Origin of the sequence: Corynebacterium rouxii, assembly GCF_902702935.1 — a bacterium.
Lineage (GTDB): Bacteria > Actinomycetota > Actinomycetes > Mycobacteriales > Mycobacteriaceae > Corynebacterium > Corynebacterium rouxii.
Genome location: NZ_LR738855.1, coordinates 2,250,378 through 2,271,329, shown reverse-complemented (window position 1 = coordinate 2,271,329; position 20,952 = coordinate 2,250,378). Strand labels below are relative to the sequence as shown.

General features: G+C 56.1%; 13 protein-coding genes and 1 pseudogene. All 14 read left to right on the top strand.

Features of this window, described 5'->3' with window-relative positions; translation table 11 throughout:
• Positions 1-15: 15 nt before the first annotated feature.
• The gene (locus CIP100161_RS11060; protein ID WP_155874340.1) at positions 16-1,593 is read left to right on the top strand and encodes an aldehyde dehydrogenase family protein; all 1,578 of its coding nucleotides are present in this window, start codon (positions 16-18) and stop codon (positions 1,591-1,593) included.
• 69 nt (positions 1,594-1,662) lie between these two features.
• Positions 1,663-2,148, top strand: coding sequence for a phosphatase PAP2 family protein (locus tag CIP100161_RS11055; protein WP_155874591.1), 486 nt, complete (start codon positions 1,663-1,665; stop codon positions 2,146-2,148).
• An 84-nt stretch (positions 2,149-2,232) separates the two neighbouring features.
• Positions 2,233-4,218, top strand: a complete 1,986-nt coding sequence (locus tag CIP100161_RS11050; protein ID WP_155874339.1) for a glycosyltransferase — start codon at positions 2,233-2,235, stop codon at positions 4,216-4,218.
• Complete coding sequence (locus CIP100161_RS11045) at positions 4,218-4,712, top strand: phosphatase PAP2 family protein (RefSeq protein ID WP_045143503.1); 495 nt, start codon at positions 4,218-4,220, stop codon at positions 4,710-4,712. The genes CIP100161_RS11050 and CIP100161_RS11045 overlap by 1 nt, the downstream gene beginning before the upstream one ends.
• Positions 4,709-5,686, top strand: coding sequence for a decaprenyl-phosphate phosphoribosyltransferase (locus tag CIP100161_RS11040; RefSeq protein ID WP_155874338.1), 978 nt, complete (start codon positions 4,709-4,711; stop codon positions 5,684-5,686). The genes CIP100161_RS11045 and CIP100161_RS11040 overlap by 4 nt, the downstream gene beginning before the upstream one ends.
• 30 nt (positions 5,687-5,716) lie before the next feature.
• Complete coding sequence (locus CIP100161_RS11035) at positions 5,717-7,390, top strand: arabinofuranosyl transferase C (RefSeq protein WP_155874337.1); 1,674 nt, start codon at positions 5,717-5,719, stop codon at positions 7,388-7,390.
• Between the two features lie 148 nt (positions 7,391-7,538).
• Entirely contained in the window at positions 7,539-8,555 is a 1,017-nt protein-coding gene (locus tag CIP100161_RS11030) for an alpha/beta hydrolase (protein WP_155874336.1), read from the top strand.
• Between the two features lie 149 nt (positions 8,556-8,704).
• A pseudogene (locus tag CIP100161_RS12620) lies at positions 8,705-8,800 on the top strand (IS3 family transposase); the annotation flags it as partial.
• 451 nt (positions 8,801-9,251) lie between these two features.
• Positions 9,252-11,168 carry an alpha/beta hydrolase-fold protein gene (locus tag CIP100161_RS11020; protein ID WP_155874334.1) on the top strand — a complete coding sequence of 639 codons (1,917 nt, stop codon included), beginning with the start codon at positions 9,252-9,254 and terminating at the stop codon, positions 11,166-11,168.
• A complete protein-coding gene (locus tag CIP100161_RS11015; RefSeq protein ID WP_155874333.1) occupies positions 11,168-11,683 on the top strand; it encodes a hypothetical protein in 516 nt (171 codons plus the stop codon). Before CIP100161_RS11020 ends, CIP100161_RS11015 begins: the two co-directional genes overlap by 1 nt.
• A gap of 5 nt (positions 11,684-11,688) precedes the next feature.
• Positions 11,689-12,600, top strand: a complete 912-nt coding sequence (locus CIP100161_RS11010) for a cutinase family protein (RefSeq protein ID WP_155874332.1) — start codon at positions 11,689-11,691, stop codon at positions 12,598-12,600.
• 74 nt (positions 12,601-12,674) lie between these two features.
• Positions 12,675-14,489 carry a FadD32-like long-chain-fatty-acid--AMP ligase gene (locus tag CIP100161_RS11005; protein WP_155874331.1) on the top strand — a complete coding sequence of 605 codons (1,815 nt, stop codon included), beginning with the start codon at positions 12,675-12,677 and terminating at the stop codon, positions 14,487-14,489.
• Between the two features lie 99 nt (positions 14,490-14,588).
• A complete protein-coding gene (gene pks13, locus CIP100161_RS11000) occupies positions 14,589-19,349 on the top strand; it encodes a polyketide synthase Pks13 (RefSeq protein WP_155874330.1) in 4,761 nt (1,586 codons plus the stop codon).
• Positions 19,350-19,360: 11 nt separating this feature from the next.
• Complete coding sequence (locus CIP100161_RS10995; RefSeq protein WP_155874329.1) at positions 19,361-20,911, top strand: acyl-CoA carboxylase subunit beta; 1,551 nt, start codon at positions 19,361-19,363, stop codon at positions 20,909-20,911.
• Positions 20,912-20,952: the final 41 nt, after the last annotated feature.

Here is a 20,952-nt window from a genome sequence, read left to right as displayed (position 1 = left end):
AAGGAGAAAATATATATGACCACATCGAACGCAGTATTTGATCCCCAGAAGTCTGAGCTTCTTGCTGGCTGCTTTAGCGATTCCAACAAGCCTGCCACCTTATATATCAATGGCATGTGGCAGCCTGCCGGTAGCGGTGAGGTGCGCACGATTACTAATCCTGCCGACGGCAGCGTGGTGGGTACCGTTTCGGAAGCGGGGGAGCAGGATACTGAGCGTGCGATTGCGGTAGCTCGTGAGACGTTTGATCGCGGTGAGTGGTCGACGGTGCCTGCAGTAGAGCGCGGCAAGATTTTGCTCAAGGTGGGTGCGTTGCTGCGTGAGTATAAGGATGAGTTTGCGCGCGCGGAGTCCGCTGATACTGGTAAGCGCTTGGCGGAATCTGAGCTGGATATGGATGATATCGCCAATGCTTTTGATTACTTTGGCACCCTCGCCCAGCACGAGGCGGGTCGCGTGGTTGATCCAGGTGATCCAAACGTTCGCTCGCGTATCGACGTCGAACCGGTTGGTGTGTGCGGTTTGATTACGCCATGGAATTACCCATTGCTGCAGGTTTCGTGGAAGGTGGCTCCGGCGCTAGCTGCTGGTAACACCTTTGTGCTGAAGCAAGCGGAGCTTACGCCGCATACAGCCATGATGTTGATGACCCTATTGGAGCGTGCGGGCGTTCCAGCTGGTGTGGCTAACTTGATTACGGGTGCTGGTGCTAATTGTGGCAATCCGTTGTCTACCAGCCCGTTGGTAGACATGGTGTCTTTTACCGGTGGTCTGGTCACCGGCCGTTTGATTGCGCGCAATGCATCTGAAACCGTGAAGCGAGTTGCTCTCGAATTAGGCGGCAAGAACCCGAACGTGATCTTTGCAGATGCGGACTTTGATGCTGCCGTAGATAACGCACTCAACGGTGCTTTTGTACACTCCGGTCAGGTCTGCTCGGCAGGTTCGCGCATTGTGGTGGAAGAGTCCATCCATGACCGCTTTGTGGAGGAACTTACTCGCCGCGCTGCTCAGATTAAGCTCGGCGGTCCTCTCGACACCGCCGCTGAAACTGGCCCATTGATCTCCCTTGAGCATCGGGATAAGGTGGATGCATATGTGGTCGCCGCCAAGGAGCAGGGGGCTACGATCACCACTGGTGGTCGTGTTGCTGATGCCGGCGACAATGATGGATCGCACGCCACCGGAAACACCGATCTGGCAGCCGGCGCTTTCTACTTGCCGACGATCATCGACAACTGCACCCGCGACATGGATTGTGTGCACGATGAAGCATTTGGCCCAACCGTGACTGTGGAAACCTTCCGTACTGAGGAAGAAGCCATCGCCATTGCCAACGACACCGAATATGGTTTGGCTGGCGCCGTGTGGACCCAGGACGCTGGAAAGGCGGAGCGTGTTGCCCGCAAGCTGCGCCATGGCACCATCTGGATCAACGACTTCCACCCTTACCTGCCGCAGGCTGAGTGGGGTGGCATGAAGCAGTCCGGTAATGGTCGCGAGCTAGGCCCTACCGGTTTGGCTGAGTACCAAGAGCACAAGCACGTCTACCAGAACATCGCTCCTGCCGTGACTGGATGGTTTGCCGGTTAAACTAGCTTTTTGTTTAAACAAGAAGCTAGGGAGTTTTCGTTGGGTATCGACCACGCCGTGTGGAGCTACATGATCTCACTACGTTCGGAGTGGTTGACCTCCCTCGTTGTACCCTTCACTTTGGCATTCGCGCCGCGTTACGTCCTGTTGTACTCCGCACTGTGGTCTGCGTGGCGCGCTCGCCATAACCCACCGCTACAAGCAGCATTTCCCCTGTTAGCGGTGGGTTTTGCGGTGTCTCTTAGTCCAGTGCTTAAAACACTCATCGGCCGCGAACGCCCGCCGATCGCCGAGCAGTTGCTGTACCACTTCAATCCATCGATGCCCTCCGGCCATGCGGTGGCAGCCTTTGCCCTTGCCACGGTTATTTCTTATCTCTCAACACGCACTTGGGTGCAGCAACTGGCGTGGTGTGTAACGGTGCTTGTGGCGCTTAGCAGGCTTTATGTTGGGGTGCATTGGCTTAGCGACGTCCTCGTCGGTGGCGCAATTGGGGTTATTGCAGTGTGGTTAATTTGGTCTATTTGCCACTTCAATCAGCCTAATTCAGCATAAAGCAACTACGCTGTTATCTGAAGAGTGCCCACTTTCCCTGTTTTGCGGTGGGTGAGGCACGACCGCACTTATTAGAAAGGCCCCATGCTTACCATGAGTAAAGCAGTCGAATCACTGCAGCGCTTCCTGATGCCTAAAGCAGGAGAGCCGCACGACGTCCGCATGCTCTACCTGATTGAGTCTGAGCACAACAATGGCCGCGCCATGTGGAACGACCGCCACTCCGTTGCTATCTCTGCTGGCAACGAAGTGAGCTTTCAAACGTACTTCAATGCGTTCCCTGCTAGCTACTGGCGTCGTTGGACACAGCTGGACAACGTAATCCTGCGCGTAGAGGTCACGGGTACTGCCCGTGTGGATGTGTTCCGCACCAAGATCGACGGGGCGTCGTACGCCGAGCAAGGCCAAGTGGTCAGCGATGGCGTTGTAGAATTCGACCTGAGCTTGGCTCCTTTCGAGGACGGTGGCTGGCTGTGGTTCTACGTCACCGCAGAAACCGACGTCACCTTCAAGGCCGGTTGGTACGCTGCACAGGCACCGCAGCCACAGGTCATGCCAGATGGCAGCCAGGTGGGACCTTTTGATAAGCGCGTGACGGTGGGTATCCCTACCTTCAACCGCCCAACCGACGCTGTTGCCGCGTTGACAGCGCTGGCAGAAGACCCAGAAGTCGACGCTGTGATCGACGCTGTGATCATGCCCGACCAGGGCAACAAGCACCCAGCAGATGAACCGGGCTACAAGGAAGCAACCGAGCACTTCGGTGATCGTTTCTTCGAGTTCCGCCAAGGCAATCTCGGTGGTTCCGGCGGCTACTCCCGCATTATGTATGAAGCGCTCGGTGGCGTGGATGGCACCAAGCCAGCCGGTGCCGCACAGTCGCCTTACATCCTGTACATGGATGACGACATCGCCATCGAGCCGGACTCCGTCCTGCGTGCACTTCAGGTAGCTCGTTACGCCAAGAGCCCTATCTTGGTCGGTGGTCAAATGCTCAGCCTGCAGGAACGCAGCCACCTGCACTCCATGGGTGAGGTTGTGGACCGCAACATCTTCATGTGGACCTCCGCACCATTCGTGCACTACGACCACGACTTTGCCAAGTACCCCTTGAGCGATCGCCCAAGCCCCGATGCTCCAAGCGATCGTCCTAAGACTGAGGACCTGCACCGCCGTATAGACGTTGACTACAACGGCTGGTGGATGTGCATGATCCCACGCGTGGTTGCCGAGGAGATCGGCCAACCACTGCCACTGTTTATCAAGTGGGATGACGCTGAATACGGCCTGCGCGCCGGCAATGCCGGATTCGCCACCGCCACCTGGCCTGGTGTGGCTATCTGGCACCTCGCATGGTCGGATAAGGACGATGCCATCGACTGGCAGGCCTACTTCCACCTGCGCAACCGACTGATCGTTGGTGCTATCGAAAACGGCAACCCAGCCGGCATGGTGCGATCCATGCAAAAGGCCACCCTCAAGCACCTCCTGTGCTTGGAGTATTCCACGGTCGCTGTTCAAAACGAGGCAATGAAAGACTTCCTCGCAGGACCATCGCATCTTTTCGACATCCTTGAAACCTCCCTGCCACGCATTAATGCGCTGCGCAAGAACTACTCGGATGCCGTCGTGTTGCCCAGTGCCGCTGATTTGCCACGGCCTTCCGGCGCGCCGGGTGTGCCGACGGTGTACAACCTGAGTGGTCCGTTGGCTGCGGTAAAGAAGGTTGGCTGGTTGTTCAAGGGCATTAAGCACACCTTGTCTAAGGAGAATCCACAACACCACGATGTACCACAGGCTAACTTGGCTCCGATTAACGCGCGGTGGTTTAGCTTGTCACGTCTCGACGGTGCCACGGTGTCGACTGCCGATGGACGCGGGGTTGTCTACCGCAAGCGTGACCGTGCTCAGGCCAAGGCACTTTTGCAGGAGTCGTACCGCCTGCAAAAGGAGGTCGCTGCGAACTTCGATCGCCTGCGTGAGGAGTACCGTGCGGCTCACAAGGAGCTGACCAGCCGTGAGGCGTGGGCGAAGATTTTCGAGGAACCACAAGGGGCTGAGGAGTCCTAGTGAAAGAAGCAGACATACTTGTAGAGGTGCAAAAACACCTTGCTACCCCAGGCGTGTTGGCTACGGCTCGCGGTTTGAGTCATTTTGGTGAGCATGCCTTGGGTTGGATGGGCATGGGTGCGCTGGGCGCGCTTATCGACGCCCCCCGTCGTGGGCAGTGGGTTCGTCTCGTTGCAGCCGCCTTTGTGAGCCACGCCATAAGTGTGGTGGTAAAGCGAATCGTGAGACGTAAACGCCCTCACGATCCACGCATCAAAATCGGTGTCGGAACCCCGTCCAAGCTGAGTTTTCCCAGCTCACATGCGACGTCGACAAGCGCTGCGCTGGTGAGCCTCGCACGAATCACCCGCAACCCACTGCCGCTGCTGGGTATCCCTGTGATGATGGTGTCGCGTATGGTTCTCGGAGTACATTATCCGACCGACGTGGCCACCGGCGCTCTAGTAGGTGCGGTCACTGCAGAAGCAATTGCACGAACTGGGAAGGTGAAATGAGCAAGAACCAAGGCTTTATCGAGCCGGAGCCACACACCCGCGGCGTTGAGCTAGACAAGAAACGGCAACCGCCTAAAAACCTTGTCGACGGCATGATCAAAGCGCTACGCCCGAAACAGTGGGTGAAAAACGTTCTGGTTCTTGCTGCCCCAGCGGCCGCCGGTGCCGACGCCCTGCTGAACACCCGCACCCTGCTCGACATCCTCATCGCGTTTGTGGCGTTTTGTATGTCTGCCTCCGCGATCTACCTGATCAACGATGCCCGCGACGTAGAAGCTGACCGCGCACACCCCACCAAGCGTTTCCGTCCCATCGCGGCCGGCGTGCTCCCCGTGGAATTGGCCTACATCATGGCCGTGGCCCTTATCATTGCCGCAGTTGCCATCAGCTACACCGCATCGTCTGGCCACGGCTTGGCCATTGTGGTTGCAGTCTACATTGCACTGCAGCTGGGCTACTGCTTCGGTTGGAAGCACCAGCCGGTGATCGACATTGCGTTGGTGTCCTCTGGTTTTATGTTGCGTGCGATGGCCGGTGGTGTTGCTGCCGGAATCGATCTATCACAGTGGTTTCTGTTGGTCGCCGCATTCGGTTCGCTGTTCATGGCATCGGGTAAGCGCTATGCGGAGATCCTGCTGACGCAAAAATCTGGTGCCAAGATCCGCAAGTCACTTGAGGGCTATACGCCTACTTACCTGCGCTTTGTGTGGACGCTTTCTGCAACTGCCGTGGTTATGGCTTACTCCCTATGGGGTTTTGAGATGGCAAAGGCCGCAAGCGGTACTGCTTCCGTGTGGTACCAAGTTTCTATGGTCCCATTTACCGTGGCAATTCTGCGCTACGCGGCGGACGTTGACCGTGGTGAAGGCGGTGCGCCTGATGAGATTGCATTGTCGGACCGTCCGTTGCAGTTTTTGGCCTTGGGCTGGGTTATCTGTATCGGTATCGCTGTCTACCTAGTTCCAGTTTTTTAAAGAGACTTCGGAATTAGAATGAGCATGCGTATGAATCGAAACTGGAATTGGAGTGTGCCTCAGTTATCCACCCTGATCAGCGTGATTGTTGTGGGTATGCTCATGTTCTGGGGTGGTTGGGCTCGTCGGTGGATGAGCGACGACGGCCTTATTGTGTTGCGGACCGTGCGGAACCTACTTGCTGGCAACGGTCCAGTTTTTAACATCGGGGAACGTGTTGAGGCTAACACCTCAACACTGTGGCAATACATTATTTATCTTTTTGCCCTTATCAGTGGTGTGGATATTCATCGCATTGCATTGGGTACCTCACTAATTTTCAGTGTGGTAGGGCTCATGGTGGGCGCTTATGCCACGGCAGCTCGCTACCGCGAAAGTACCCACCTGCTGGTTCCCTTTGGTGCATTGATCTATATTGCGCTTCCACCTGCTAGAGATTTTGCAACTTCCGGCCTGGAGTGGGGTCTTTCGATCTTCTACCTTGCGGTGGTGTGGTGGCTGAGTGGTACCAAACGTACTTACCTTTTTGCTTTCTGGTTAGGCATTGGTTGGCTAGTCCGCCCCGAAATGTTACTGTATAGCGCCATTTTTGGGCTTTGGCTGTTATATAAGGCCACCGACTGGCGGCAGCGCTGGAAGATCATTGGCGTGGCCATTCCAGTCCCGCTGGCCTATGAAATCTTCCGCATGGGTTACTACGGGTTATTGGTACCACATACGGCCGTTGCAAAGTCAGCGAGCTCTAGTGACTGGTCCGGCGGCTTGAGTTACCTGTGGGACTTGGTGAGTAGTTATGGCATGTATCTTCTCCTGCCGCTGGTTGCTCTCTTGGCAGTACGCCTAGAACGCCGTGGCGTTTTGATGATCGTCTGTGGTCTGCTTCATGCTGTCTATGTGATCAAAGTCGGCGGCGATTTCATGCATGGTCGCATGCTGCTTCTACCGCTGTTCGCACTGCTGCTGCCCATCATGGTGGTTCCGGTGACGAAGAAAAACGGTTGGGCTGCCGCCGCGGTGGTTGTCTGGGCGCTGGGGGTTACCCTGCAAGGGCACACATATGAGCGGCCTATCGGTACTCAGGCGCAGACGGAATTAAACATTGTTGACGAGCGGGAGTACTGGACCCAAACTTTGCACCGCGACACACCACCACGCCACGCTAGCCACTTTTTAAGTGCGCCTGCGCTACGCAACTTTGATTCCGCCTTGGACGAAGGGCATACCACCAACGGTGCCTACTTGGTTAATTACGTGGTGGATAAGGAGCAGGATCTGCTTTCTTGGGCTGTTGTGCCGCGCGAGGGTGATCAACCGTTGGCACTTATGCACTTAAACCTTGGCATGACGAGCATGAATACTGGTCTTGATGTGCGCGTGCACGACACCGTTGGACTGAGCACCCCATTGGCGGCACGCCAACCCAAGATCGACGGTGGGCGTATCGGGCACAACAAACAGCTGCCGCTAGAATGGGATCTGGCCGATTCCAGCGCGGATCTCAACATCTTGCCCACGTGGGTAGATAAAGAGGAGACGCGTCAGGTACGGGAGATGCTGCAGTCAGGGGACGCCGCAGAACTGATGGCTTCTTATAAGGAACCAATGAGCGTGAAGCGCTTTATTAAGAACATGAAGTTCGCGGTGACTAAGGGGCTTACCTTGCAGTTTGATGACGTACCTCGTGACGATGAGAATCACAAATAGAACCTGAATTACCCTTGAGAGTGTTCCAAAGGTGCTGTGGCTGCTGCCGGTGTGTTATTTTTATCAAGATTTTGTCTCAAATCCGTAACAGAAGCCTGCGAATGGCGATATAACGTGAAGAGACACTTGGTTGAAGTCGAGGAGATTTATGACAATCACATCACGGTTGAAAAAGGTTAGCAGGAAAGCTGCCGCCACTGTCGCAGCTGTCGCTGCAGCCGCATCCATGGTTGTGGCAGGTACGGGCATCGCAACGGCAGGAAACCGTGACTTCCTGCGACCTGATGCTACCGGTACCTGTGAATGGGACGGCGTAAATTTCTGGGTTCAACGCTGTGACGTTTTCTCTCCAGCAATGGGTCGTAACGTCACTGTTCAGATTCAGCCAGCTCAGCGCGGCGGCAACGCCGGCCTGTATCTCTTGGACGGTGCGCGTGCCAACGACCTTGCTAACGCATGGACGGTAGACGCTCACGTGCAGGATCTCTTCGTTGACCACAACATCACCTTGGTTATGCCAGTTGGTGGCGCTGGTTCCTTCTACACTGACTGGGTTGGTCCTGCGGGTCCTCAGAATGCTGTGTACAAGTGGGAGACTTTCTTGACTGCCGAGCTGCCAAGCTACTTGGCTGCTAACTTCGGTGTTTCCCCAACCAACAATTCCATCGCTGGCCTGTCCATGGGTGCTACCGCAGCTATGAACTTGGCCGCGCTGCACCCAGATCAGTTCCGTCAGGTGCTCAGCTTTTCTGGTTACCTTTCTATGTCGATTCCTGGCACCTACTTAATGATGGGATTGGCACTGCAGGAAATCGGTGGCTTTAACGTCAACAACATGTATGGTTCGTTCTTCGGCCTGCGTCGATTCCAGCTCGATCCACTGATCAATGCTGGCGGCCTTGCCGGTAAGGATGTTTATGTTTCTGCTGCTAGCGGCATCTGGGGTGTTCCGGACTTCAGCTACTCAGTGGGTGACCGTATCAACGGTACCTTGCTGGAGATTGCATCCCGTGCGTCTACTCGTATCTGGGAGGCACAGGCTCGCGCTATAGGCTTGGACATCACCACGAATTACCCAGCTGCGGGTATTCACAACTGGTTGCAGTGGCGCTACCAGATTGAAATCACCAAGGGGCGCATCCTTGACGTGATGAACGCTTGGTAACGAGTTTTCTAACTTCTGAACTGAACTGCTCCCTGTTAGTTGGACTGAGAAATCAGACACCAACTAATAGGGAGTGTTTTTGTGAGAGCATGACTTAGGTTATGCGGCTGCGTCGAATCGTATTGGGGGCGGTCGATGTCGTGCAAGGGGGTAACTGCTACGACAACGCAGTGATGAAAAACTTCTTCGGTCATCTGAAGACCGAAATGTACTACGGCGAGCACTTCGCCAATGATAAGAAGTTCATCTTGGTGCAGTCGGGCGATTAGGCTAGTTTGTGGAGCGTAGCCAACATGGTCGCTGATGGGAAGCGTGGGTCCTTTTCTGGGAATGAGTGGCCGGGTTATGCTTTCGATATTTCCGAATTAGCGCCCTATGCGTACCTTTTTGTTCACAACTCATTGCTGGTGCCGGTGAACCAGTCGCTGAATTCGTTGGGGACGCAAAAAGATTTGAAACCAGATGTGGGGAGTTTACGGAGTGTCACTGGATAAAGTCTCAAGTTCAACTTAAAGTTACTTCTAGACTCATGTTTCACGATTGTCACAATGGTACCCACATACTATTGCGACGTGGATCGAGTAGACGTTGAACGACGGACGAACACCCGACGGAATTTGGGAGCGTTTCACAGGAGGGGAACCTGTGAAGCCTCGTGGGTTTTGTTGGCGTCCCCTGCACTCAGGAGAATTTTTTATGCGCGACACCGCATTCCGCAAGCGTGGTTCCCTCTGGATTGCCACCGCTGCCGTACCCGTTGCTTTGGCAATGGGTGCCTCGGTTATGGTTCCAGCCAACGCTCAAAGCTCAGGTAGCTCAGGTCTACTGGGCAGCCAGACCGATTACCTTAATCAACAGGGTGTGAAGCGCACCCCTGTGCGCACCGATCACCCTAAGGTTGATGGATTGCCTGCTGGCGTGTCCGTCGACCGCGTGGAGTGGCTCGGTGGCCGTCGTGTTGCCGTCTACGTGAATACCCCGTCCATGGGCCAAGTGCAGGTTCAGATTCTCTTGGCTCGCGACTGGTTCCAGGATCCTAACCGCAGTTTCCCATCTGTGTGGGCACTTGATGGCCTGCGCGCTACCGATGTGGAAAATGGCTGGACCATTGGTACCAACATCGAGCAGTTCTACTCTGATAAAAACGTTAACGTGATCTTGCCAGTCGGCGGCCAGTCCTCTTTCTACTCTGATTGGCAGCAGCCAAACAATGGCAAACACTACAAATGGGAAACATTCCTGACTAGCGAGCTCATTCCTGTGCTTAAGAATGGTTTCCGTACCAACGACGATCGTGCTGTATTCGGTCTGTCCATGGGTGGTACCGCAGCGATCAACTTGGCTGAGCGTCGGCCTGACCTGTTCAAGTTCGTTGGTTCCTTCTCTGGCTACTTGGACACCACCTCGATTGGTATGCCAGCAGCTATCCGCGCGGCGCAAAACGATGCCGGTGGCTACGACAGCACCGCTATGTGGGGGCCGGAAGGTAGCCAAGATTGGATCGATCATGATCCGAAGTTGGGAGTTGAGGCACTTCGTGGCATTACCACCTATGTTTCAGCAGGTTCAGGCCGTGATGACTTCGGTGAGCCAGGTTCGGTTGCTAATAAAAAGGGTAGCTACGCAGGTATCGGCCTCGAGGTGATCTCTCGTATGACCACCGAAACCTTTGTAGCTCACGCTCGCCGTGCAGGTGTTGAGGTCCAGACGTTTTTCCGTCCATCGGGTGTGCATGACTGGCCTTACTGGCAGTTTGAGATGACTCAGGCGTGGCCTTACATGGCTAATGCGCTGGGCTTGTCGGAATCTGACCGTGGCGCGTCCTGTGCTCCAATCGGTGCGATTGCAGATGCCGTGAAGTCCGGAAAGGTGGGATCGTGCGTGAACAATGAGTACGACGTGCTAGGCGGTAAGGCCGAGGACTTTGTCAGTGGTCGTGCTTACTGGTCACCATCGACCGGTGCGCATGCACTCTACGGTCGTATCAACGCCCGCTATAGCGAAATGGGTGGCCCACAGTCGTGGCTGGGATTCCCAATTAGCAGCGAGTTCGCCATCAAGGACAACGCACGCGTGGTGCAGTTCCAAAACGGCAACATCTACTGGTCCCCTGAGCGTGGCGCTATTGCCGTGCCAAAGGACATCGTGGATAAGTGGGGCGAGCAGCAGTGGGAGAATGGATTCTTGGGATTCCCTGTTGCTGAGGCTAAGGAAGTAGCTGGCGGATTTGTTCAGGAGTTCGAGGGCGGCCTTGTGGTACGCACCAAGGACAACAAGAACCAGTGGCTGCGTGGCGAGATCGCTAAGAAGTACCGCGAGATGAAGATGGCTGATTCCGAGCTGGGCTTCCCAGTCTCTGATGAAATCAAGATCAATGGTGGTGCTTTCCAGCAATTCGAGCACGGCAACATCTACTGGTCTGCCGCTACCGGAGCACACTTCATTCGTAAGGGCGACATCTTTAACACCTGGGGTGTAAAGAAGTGGGAGCAAGGAGAGTTGGGCTTCCCAGTAACCGACCACACCCAGATCCCAGCTGGTGGTGAGGAAATCACCTTCCAGCACGGTAAGATTTCGCAGGTCAATGGCGTTATCCGTGAGGTGCGTCGCTAATGCGTAGGGCCGTGATTGTTGCGGCCGCCGCATGTCTTGCGCTGGCCGGCTGTGGCAAAGCCACGGTGACTGACGAGGAACAGAGTACCTCGGTGGCACCGCTGACCAAGCCGTCGAAAGCCGCGGCAAAGGGCTCGGAATCGAGTTCCGCTAAGGCATCGGCGTCGAGCAGTCGCAGCGCTGAGCCCACCGCAGTGATGGGTGGCCCAGCAGGCGAGCCACAGGAAAACGACGTGCCCGGCAAGCAGGTCAGCGAAGTGCCACAGCAAAGCTTTGAGCCCACCAAGCAGGACAAGGGTTATCTCGAGTCTTTGGAAAAGGGTGGCGTAAAGGTTGAGGGTGTAGAAAGCCAGATGGTTGGCTTGGGCAACCTCGTGTGCGGCAAGGCTGATGGCGTGAATCCGGCGACGGTTCAGGCGGTTGCTGGCCAGCTGATTGAACAGAAGCGAACCACCAAAAACTTTGATGAGCTGGTCAAGCTCATTGAAAGTTCTGCGAAATCCGCGTACTGCTAGTAGTTATGAAAAAACTTCTGACGGTCTTAGCCACCGTGGTTGTACTGGTGATTATTCTCGCTGGTGTGGTTCGCTGGATGAATACAGCTTCTGATGAGCAACCGGGCTCGCAGGCAGCTCCTTCAAGCAGTGAGCAGCCAACTCAGCCTGATTCCTGCCCTGCGGTTGAGGTTATCTCGGCGCCGGGCACGTGGGAGTCGGCGCGTAACGACGACCCCCTGAACCCGATGGCGAATCCGGCGTCGTTCATGCTGAGCATTTCTCGTCCGCTGCAGGAGCAGTATGCGGGCAATGTGTTGGTGTGGACGTTGCCGTACACCGCGCAGTTCCGCAACATCAATTCGCAGCAAGAGATGTCTTATGACGAGTCGCGTCAAGAGGGCACCTCGACCTTGGAGGGTGAGTTGGTGCGGATGCATAAGGAGTGTCCGCAGACTGACTTTGTGATGGCGGGCTTTTCGCAGGGTGCTGTGATTGTCGGCGATATTGCTAACCGTATTGGTACCGGCACTGGGGTTATCCCAGCGGAGCGTGTCAGGGGTGTCGCCCTGATTGCTGATGGTCGCCGCGAGTCTGGTGTGGGCCAGGCCGTGGGCAACCCGGTGGCCGGTGTGGGTGCAGAGATCGCCTTGCAGCCGCTGAATTTGCTGGTTCAGCCGATTGTGCCGGGCGCTACTATGCGCGGTCCGCGTGTAGGTGGTTTCGGTGAGCTGGATGCCAAGACTGTAGAGATTTGTGCACCGGATGATTCGATTTGCGACGCCCCTCGGGACGTTGGCAACGCGCTCGCGAGGGCACAGGCGCTGGTAGAGGCCAACGGTGTGCACGCCTTGTATGCCACCAACCCGAACGTGTTCCCTGGGACGACCACCAACCAGTGGGTTGTTGATTGGATCAAGGGGCTTATCGACGGATAACCCAACGTCCATGTAACATTTTTGTCATCGAAAACAATATGTTGCATGGACGTTGTTTACATTGAAGGAGACGTATGGATCTGCATAAAGCCATGGGCCAGTTCTTTGACGCCAAGGGCAACATTGCGCTACCGCCACAAATTACGCTCGCAGGTCTAAGCGAGTTGTTCTACCAAGCGGATGTCGATGGCGGTGACCGTCACTGTATGCGCTACTGGGATTACAGCACTGAAGGTGGCGTGGCTCGTGACTACAACCGACGCGAGATCAACACTCGCATTAAGTCGGTGGCGGCTCGCCTACAGCAGGTGGCACAACCTGGCGACCGTGTAGCTATTTTGGCTAACAATAGCCCTGAGTATCTCTTTGGCTTTATCGGTGCCCTGTATGCGGGTCTGGTTCCAGTTCCGCTGTATGACCCCTCTGAGCCAGGCCATGCGGATCATCTCACCGCTGTGATGGCTGACGCACAGCCAGCTATCGTGCTGACGAACAACGCATCAGCTGCGGCGGTTCGTCGATTCTTCTCTGTGCTGCCAGGTGCGCAGCGCCCTCGTATTATCTCCATTGATTCGCTTCCGGATACGCTTGCGCAGAGCTATCAGATCCCTACGCCGTCTATGGCTGCTGCTGCCATCAACCCTGTTGATTTGCCGGCGTTCTTGCAGTACACCTCGGGTTCTACCCGCACCCCTGCCGGTGTGGTGCTGACCAATCGTTCGATCGTGACCAACTTGTTGCAGATCTTTACTGCAGCACAGTTGAAGACCCCGTTGCGTTTGGTGTCGTGGCTGCCATTGCACCATGACATGGGCATCATTTTGGCTGTGTTTGTTACGTTGTTGGGCCTCGAATTTGAGATGATGTCACCTCGCGACTTCATTCAGCAGCCTAAGCGTTGGATCGATCAGCTTGATCGTCGTGAGGGTGATAATGCAGTTTATTCTGTGATTCCTAACTTTGCTCTTGAACTTGCTGCGCGTTATGCAACCCCATCCGAGGGCTTGGATCTTTCTGCTGTTGAGGGCCTGATTATTGGTTCGGAGCCGGTCACGGAAAAGGCCGTGGAGGCATTCGCTGAGATATTTACCGCTTATGGTTTGAATAAGCAGAACATGCGCCCATCCTATGGTCTTGCTGAGGCTTCCTTGCTGGTGACTACTCCGCAGACTCCCAACCGCCCAGTGATTTCTTACTTTGACCGTGAGCAGCTCGCTGCTAACCGCGCGGTGATCGTTGATAAAGGAGATAACGCTGTGGCGTTGATCGGTGTGGGCCAGGTTGTACGTCCTCAGAACTTGGTCATCGTGGATCCTGAGACGCGTACCGAGGTTGTTGATGGCACCATTGGTGAACTGTGGACTCATGGTGAGAACATGGCTGCCGGTTACTTGAATCGCCCAGAAGACACCGCGGAGACCTTCCACAACATCTTGGCAGGACGTTTGGAGAACTCCCGTGCGACGGGAGTTCCGGAGGAGTCCACAAAGTGGATGGCTACCGGTGACCTCGGTGTGATCGTGGATGGTGAGTTGTACATCACGGGTCGTTTGAAGGATCTCGTGATTATTGCGGGACGTAACCACTATCCGCAGGATATTGAGTACACGGTGGACCATGCGTCTGAGCACATCCGTCCTGCTGCTGTGGCTGCCTTTGCAATTGAGGGCGACGCCGTGGAGCAGCTGATTATCTTGGCGGAGCGCGATCTGGGTCGTGATCCTTCTGGTGATGCGGACGCCATCGAGGCTATCCGTGCTGCTGTCACAGAGGCTCATGGTGTGGTTCCTGCGGATATCCGTATTGTGGCCCCAGATGAGATCTTGCGTTCTTCTTCCGGCAAGATTGCTCGCCGCGTGAATAAGAAGGCGTATCAAGAATCCCACTAGAAATTTTCGGAATGTTGCCCCGCGCGTGAAACATCTGTGACGCGTGAGACGATATAGAATAGAACGACTGTCTCGTCTGCAATATTCTGAGGTTAAAGTATGGATTCTCGCGTCACGGCTATGACCACTTCGCAGCTACGCACATGGCTGCGCGACTGGGTCTTAGCCACCACAGGTTTGCCCGCGGAAGAAATCACCGATGATAAACCGATGCAATCTTTTGGGCTTTCCTCCCGTGACGTGGTGCTACTTTCAGGGGAATTAGAAAACCTCCTGGGCGTCAAGCTCGACGCAACCATCGCTTATGAGTACCCAACGATCGCGGCGCTGAGCCAGCGCCTGATCGAGGGGGCTCCTGAGGCGGCCGCACCCGTCTTTACACAGCGAGAAACCCAGCGCACCGCGTCCCATGACATCGCTATCGTGGGCATGGCTGCCCGTTACCCTGGCGCACATGACATCGACCAGATGTGGTCAATGCTCATTGAAGGCCGCGATGGTATCACCGACTTACCGGAGGGGCGTTGGTCGGAATACGCTGCTGATGAGGTCACCAGCGAAAAAATAGCTAACACTGATTTACGTGGTGGCTATTTGGATGACATTGCGTCCTTTGACGCGGAGTTCTTCGGACTATCCCCGCTGGAAGCAGTCAACATTGACCCACAGCAGCGCATCATGTTGGAGCTGACGTGGGAGGCCCTCGAGCACGCACACATTCCAGCATCGTCCCTGAGGGGCAAGCCGGTGGGAGTGTTCTTTGGCTCCTCCAGCAACGATTACGGCATGTTGATCGGCGCAGATCCTGCCGAGTCGCATCCTTATGCCATGACGGGTAACGCAAGTTCGATCGTGGCTAACCGAGTGTCTTATGCGTTCGACTTCCGTGGCCCGTCGGTAAGCGTCGATACGGCGTGTTCCTCGTCCTTGGTGTCGGTGCACCAAGCTGTGCGTGCACTGCGTGAGGGCGACGCTGATGTTGCTGTCTCCGGTGGCGTGAACATCATGGCGGCACCGTTTGTATCCACCAGTTTTGGCGAGCTTGGGGTGTTTAGCCCAACGGGTAAGATCCACGCGTTTTCCGATGATGCTGATGGCTTCGTGCGTTCCGACGGTGCCGGTGTGCTCGTGCTCAAGCGCGTTGAGGACGCGGTCGCCGATGGCGATACCATCCTTGCTGTGATCAAGGGCTCCGCGGTGAACTCCGATGGACACTCCAACGGTCTGACCGCCCCTAACCCAGACGCACAGGTCGATGTGCTGCAGCGCGCCTACGCCGATGCTGGTATCGATCCACGCTACGTGGACTATGTGGAAGCACACGGCACCGGCACCATCTTGGGTGACCCCATCGAAGCAACCGCACTGGGCAAGGTCCTAGGCCCTGGCCGTGACGCAGCAACTCCTACCTTGCTGGGTTCTGCTAAGACCAACTTTGGTCACTCCGAATCCGCTGCTGGCGCTGCGGGCCTGATCAAGGTCGTGTTGTCGATGATGAACAACACGCTGCCAGCGTCCCTGAATTTCGCTGGTCCGAATCGGTACGTAGATTTTGATGCCGAGCACCTCGAGGTCGTGGAAGATCCACGCGAATGGCCTGAGTATTCCGGCAAGAAGATCGCCGGTGTGTCCGGATTTGGTTTCGGCGGCACCAATGCGCACATTGTGCTGAGCTCGTATGAGCCGGCGGCTGATGCGGAGCGTCGTCACGCTCCGAGCCTGATCGACCCAGACAACCCGAATGCTGTCACCCTTGAGGTGTCGGGATTGTTGCCGTCGCGACGTCGTGAAGCAGCCGCCGCGCTGGCGGATTTCCTCGAGGGGCGCCCCGACAGTGACCTGCCTAAGGTGGCGCGGTCGACGGCAAAGCGTAACCATGGCCGCTCCCGTGCTGTGGTCACTGCAGAAACCACCGAAGAAGCCGTTAAACGCCTGCGTACCGTCGCTGAGGGCAAGACCGCTATGGGTATCGCAGTTGCCGACGCCCCCAGCAACGCACCCGTGTTTGTTTACTCCGGTTTTGGCTCGCAGCACCGCCTGATGGCCAAGAAGCTGCTGGGTGTCTCCGAGGAGTTCGCGCAGCGTATCGCGGAGCTCGACGAGCTCGTGGTCTTTGAAGCCGGCTGGTCTATGCTGGACATCATCACCAACGATGAGGAAACCTACAGCACGGAAACCGCGCAGGTTACTATCACCGCTATCCAGATCGCATTGACTGATCTGCTGGCTTCCTTTGGTGCCACCCCAGCGGGTGTTGTGGGTATGTCGATGGGTGAGATCGCTGCGGCCTACGCCGCCGGCGGCTTGTCTGATCGCGATGCGATGACCATTGCTATCCACCGTGCTCGTTTGATGGGCGAGGGCGAGAAGTCGCTGCCAGAAGACCAGCTCGGTGCTATGGCCGTGGTGGAGTTCTCCGTGGAGGCGTTGGAGGTGTTCCGTCAACAAAACCCAGAGTTCAGCGGTGTGGAGCCAGCTGTGTATGCTGCACAGGGCATGACCACAGTGGGTGGCCCGCGTGAGGCTGTTACCGCGTTGGTGGAAAAGCTTGAGACAGAGGGCAAGTTTGCTCGTTTGCTCAATGTGAAGGGCGCAGGCCACACCAGCGCTTTGGATCCGCTGCTGGGTGAGCTCGCTGCAGAAACCTCGATGATTGAGCCGAAGCCGCTGCGTATTCCGCTGTATAGCTCGGTGGATCGTGCGACTGTGTATCCTGCGGGTTCGGTTGTGCACACCACTGATTATTGGTTGCGGTGTACTCGTCAGTCGGTGTGGTTCCAAGATGCCACAGAGCAGGCGTTTGCTCATGGTGCGATGATGCTGGTGGAGATTTCTCCGAATCCAGTTGCGCTCATGCCGATGATGAACACTGCTTTTAGCGTGGGTAAGTCGGATGCGCAGTTACTGTTTGCGTTGAAGCGCAAGGTGGACGAGGTGGCGTCGATACGCGATCTGCTGGCCAAGATTTATGTCACGGGTGCGCCGATTTCCTTCGACTATGGCGATGGGGAGATTCTTCCTGCGCCGCATATTCCGTGGAAGCGTCAGCATTATTGGACGTCTGCGCGGCCGTCGTCAGGCAATCGTATTGCGATGCCGGGCACGAAGGTCACGCTGCCAGGTGGCGCGCTGGCGTTTACGATGGTCGCCGATCAGGTGCCGTCCACGGCGGCGCTTATCGACGCTACCGTCACCGCCGTACAACCAGGTTCGCAGGTAATAGCGGTTTCTGAAACCGCAACGCTGCCCGCAACCGGTGAGCTGACCACTGTTGCTACCCCGAACGTTGGCGGTGTGGCAGTGGTGGTCTACCGCGTGATCGACGGACAAACCCAGCAAATCGCCGAGGCATTTGCTACCACGCTTAATGCCACGCATACCCCAGTGGCTGAGGCTGCCTCTGATTCGGAAACAAACCAGCTGGTGGAGGTAGAAGTCCCAGAGGCGCCCGATAATCTGCTATGGGATCCAGCCACGGAGACTGTGGAGGAACGCCTACGCGCTATCGTTTCCGAGGCCATGGGCTACGAGGTTGAGGATCTTCCTCGCGAGCTGCCGTTGATCGATCTGGGCTTGGACTCACTGATGGGCATGCGCATTAAGAACCGTGTGGAGCATGACTTCCAGATTCCGCCGCTGCAGGTACAAACCCTGCGCGATGCTTCTGTTGCTGACGTTGTCGCCCTTGTAGAGAACCTCGTTGCCGATCGTGGCGCAGCCCAGTCGGCAGAAACAGAGATTGCTATCGAGCACACTGCTACCGCCGCGGAATCCCATGAGGTGGGCGTGGCGCCACGTGATGCTTCCGAACGTTTGGTCTTTGCTACATGGGCCGGTATCACAGGGGCTGCGGCAGCAGGTGTGACCAGCACTTTGCCAGAGATCACTGAAGAACAGGCTCGAGAAATCGCAGAGCGCCTCACGGAGCGTGCCGGTGTTGCTCTGTCTGCGGAGCAGGTACAGCAGGCGGAAACGCTTGAGCCGTTGGCCAACATTGTGCGCGAGGGGTTAGAAACCGATGTGGAGGGCAACATCCGTGTGCTGCGCGCCCGCCCTGAAGGTTCTACTCAGCCAGCTGTGTTCATGTTCCACCCAGCCGGTGGTAGTTCCGTGGTGTATCAGCCACTGATGCGTCGCCTGCCTGCGGACGTTCCTGTCTACGGCGTGGAGCGTCGGGAAGGCTCTTTGGAAGAGCGCGCTGCAGCCTACCTTGATGAGATCAAGCAGTACTCCGATGGCCTACCGATCATTTTGGGTGGTTGGAGCTTCGGTGGCGCACTGGCCTATGAGGTGGCTTACCAGCTGCAGGATTCCGACGTAGAGATTGCGACCATTGCGTTGCTGGATACCGTTCAGCCTGCGCATTTGGCACCGGACACCAAGGAAGAAACAGTTAAGCGCTGGGAGCGCTACTCCGCGTTTGCAAAGAAGACTTATGGTCTTGATTTTCCAGTGCCGTATGAGTTGCTGGAAACCGCTGGTGAGGATGCGCTGCTCGCTATGTTGGCGGAGTTCTTGTCCACCACCGATGCCACAGAGCACGGTTTGTCGGCGGGTGTGCTCGAGCACCAGCGTGCCTCCTTTGTGGACAACCGCATTTTGGATCGTATGGATATGCAGCGCTGGGCGAATGTGACGACTCCGGTGATGTTGTTCCGTGCGGAGCGCATGCATGACGGGGCTATTGAGCTGGAACCCGCGTACGCTGAGATTGAGCCTGATGGCGGATGGTCGGCTATCGTTGAAGATTTGGTGATCATCCAACTATCTGGCGACCATTTAGCAGTGGTGGACGAGCCGGAGATCGGTAAGGTTGGTGCGGCGCTCACCAACAGGATTGAACAGCTACAGGTTAAGTAGGAGATTGGACTGTGAGTACGACAGCGGAAAAGCTCGCTGACCTTCGGGCGCGCCTAGAAAAGGCGCAGGATCCCGGTAGCGAGCGAGCGCGCGCGAAGCGCGACGAGGCTGGTTTTACAACCCCCCGCCAGCGTATCAACCGCCTTCTTGATGCCGGCTCTTTCGTGGAGATCGGTGCCTTGGGTCGTACTCCAGGCGAGCCTGACGCCCCTTATGGTGATGGTGTTGTTACAGGCTATGGACGTATCGACGGCCGCCCCGTGGCCATCTATGCTCACGACAAGACCGTGTATGGCGGTTCGGTGGGCGAGACGTTTGGCCGTAAGGTGTGTGAGGTCATGGATATGGCCATCAAGATTGGGTGCCCTGTGATTGGTATCCAAGATTCTGGCGGTGCTCGTATCCAAGATGCTGTTACTTCGCTGGCTATGTATTCGGAGATTTCGCGTCGTCAGTTGCCGTTGAGTGGCCGCAGTCCGCAGATTTCTATCATGATGGGTAAATCTGCTGGTGGTGCGGTGTATGCCCCTGTGACTACTGACTTTGTGGTTGCCGTGGATGGTCGTGCAGAAATGTACGTTACTGGTCCTGCGGTGATTAAGGAGGTCACGGGTGAAGACATCACTTCCCATGATCTAGGTTCTGCACGCCAGCAGGAGCTGAACGGCAATGTGTCGTATGTGGCTGTCGATGAGGACGATGCCTTCAACTATGTGCATGATTTGCTGCAGCATTTGCCGCTTACGTGCAATGACCCCAACCCTGAGTATTGGGCGCCGTCGGATGAGGACATCATGGAGGCTGACCACAACTTGGATACCTTCATGCCGGATGACACCAATGCTGGCTACGATATGCATTCGCTGCTCAAGTTGATCTTCGACGAGGATGATTTCCTTGAGGTTCAGCCGAACTTTGCCCCCAACATGATTGTGGGCTTCTCGCGTATCGACGGCCGCAGCGTGGGTGTGGTTGCTAACCAGCCGCTGGAATACGCAGGGTGTATCGACGCCGATGCGGCCGATAAGGCGGCTCGCTTTATCCGCATTTGCGACGCTTACAACATCCCGATCCTCTTCGTTGTAGACACCCCTGGTTATCTGCCTGGTGTGGACCAAGAAAAGGTTGGTTTGATTCACCGCGGCGCGAAGCTGGCCTTCGCGCTGGTAGAGGCCACCGTGCCGAAGATTTCTCTTATCGTGCGTAAGGCTTATGGCGGAGCTTATGCGGTGATGGGATCGAAGAACCTTTCCGGTGATATCAACTTGGCGTGGCCTACTGCCCAGATCGCAGTAATGGGTGCCGCTGCCGCTTCGGTAATGATTCAGGGCAAGCAGCTAGCTGCAGTGGAAGATCCTGCACAGCGCGCCATGATGAAGAAGCTATTCATGGATTTCTATGATGAAAATATGACGTCGCCGTATGTTGCTGCTGAACGAGGGTATATTGATGCCATGATTCAGCCGCATGAAACCCGCATTGCTTTACGACGTGCCCTGCGTCAGCTGGAAACCAAGGATGTCCACGATCTTCCTAAGAAACACACGATCGCTCCTATGTAGCTAAAAAATATATTAAGGATTAAGCTAACGACAAACTTATT

Bases quoted from the DNA above. Each gene is read 5' to 3' on its own strand.
- CIP100161_RS11035 (WP_155874337.1), top strand. From the start codon at position 5,717: ATGAATCGAAACTGGAATTGGAGTGTGCCTCAGTTATCCACCCTGATC.
- CIP100161_RS11055 (WP_155874591.1), top strand. From the start codon at position 1,663: ATGATCTCACTACGTTCGGAGTGGTTGACCTCCCTCGTTGTACCCTTC.
- pks13 (WP_155874330.1), top strand. From the start codon at position 14,589: ATGGATTCTCGCGTCACGGCTATGACCACTTCGCAGCTACGCACATGG.
- CIP100161_RS11010 (WP_155874332.1), top strand. From the start codon at position 11,689: ATGAAAAAACTTCTGACGGTCTTAGCCACCGTGGTTGTACTGGTGATT.
- CIP100161_RS11020 (WP_155874334.1), top strand. From the start codon at position 9,252: ATGCGCGACACCGCATTCCGCAAGCGTGGTTCCCTCTGGATTGCCACC.
- CIP100161_RS11030 (WP_155874336.1), top strand. From the start codon at position 7,539: ATGACAATCACATCACGGTTGAAAAAGGTTAGCAGGAAAGCTGCCGCC.
- CIP100161_RS11040 (WP_155874338.1), top strand. From the start codon at position 4,709: ATGAGCAAGAACCAAGGCTTTATCGAGCCGGAGCCACACACCCGCGGC.
- CIP100161_RS11015 (WP_155874333.1), top strand. From the start codon at position 11,168: ATGCGTAGGGCCGTGATTGTTGCGGCCGCCGCATGTCTTGCGCTGGCC.
- CIP100161_RS11060 (WP_155874340.1), top strand. From the start codon at position 16: ATGACCACATCGAACGCAGTATTTGATCCCCAGAAGTCTGAGCTTCTT.
- CIP100161_RS11005 (WP_155874331.1), top strand. From the start codon at position 12,675: ATGGATCTGCATAAAGCCATGGGCCAGTTCTTTGACGCCAAGGGCAAC.
- CIP100161_RS11050 (WP_155874339.1), top strand. From the start codon at position 2,233: ATGCTTACCATGAGTAAAGCAGTCGAATCACTGCAGCGCTTCCTGATG.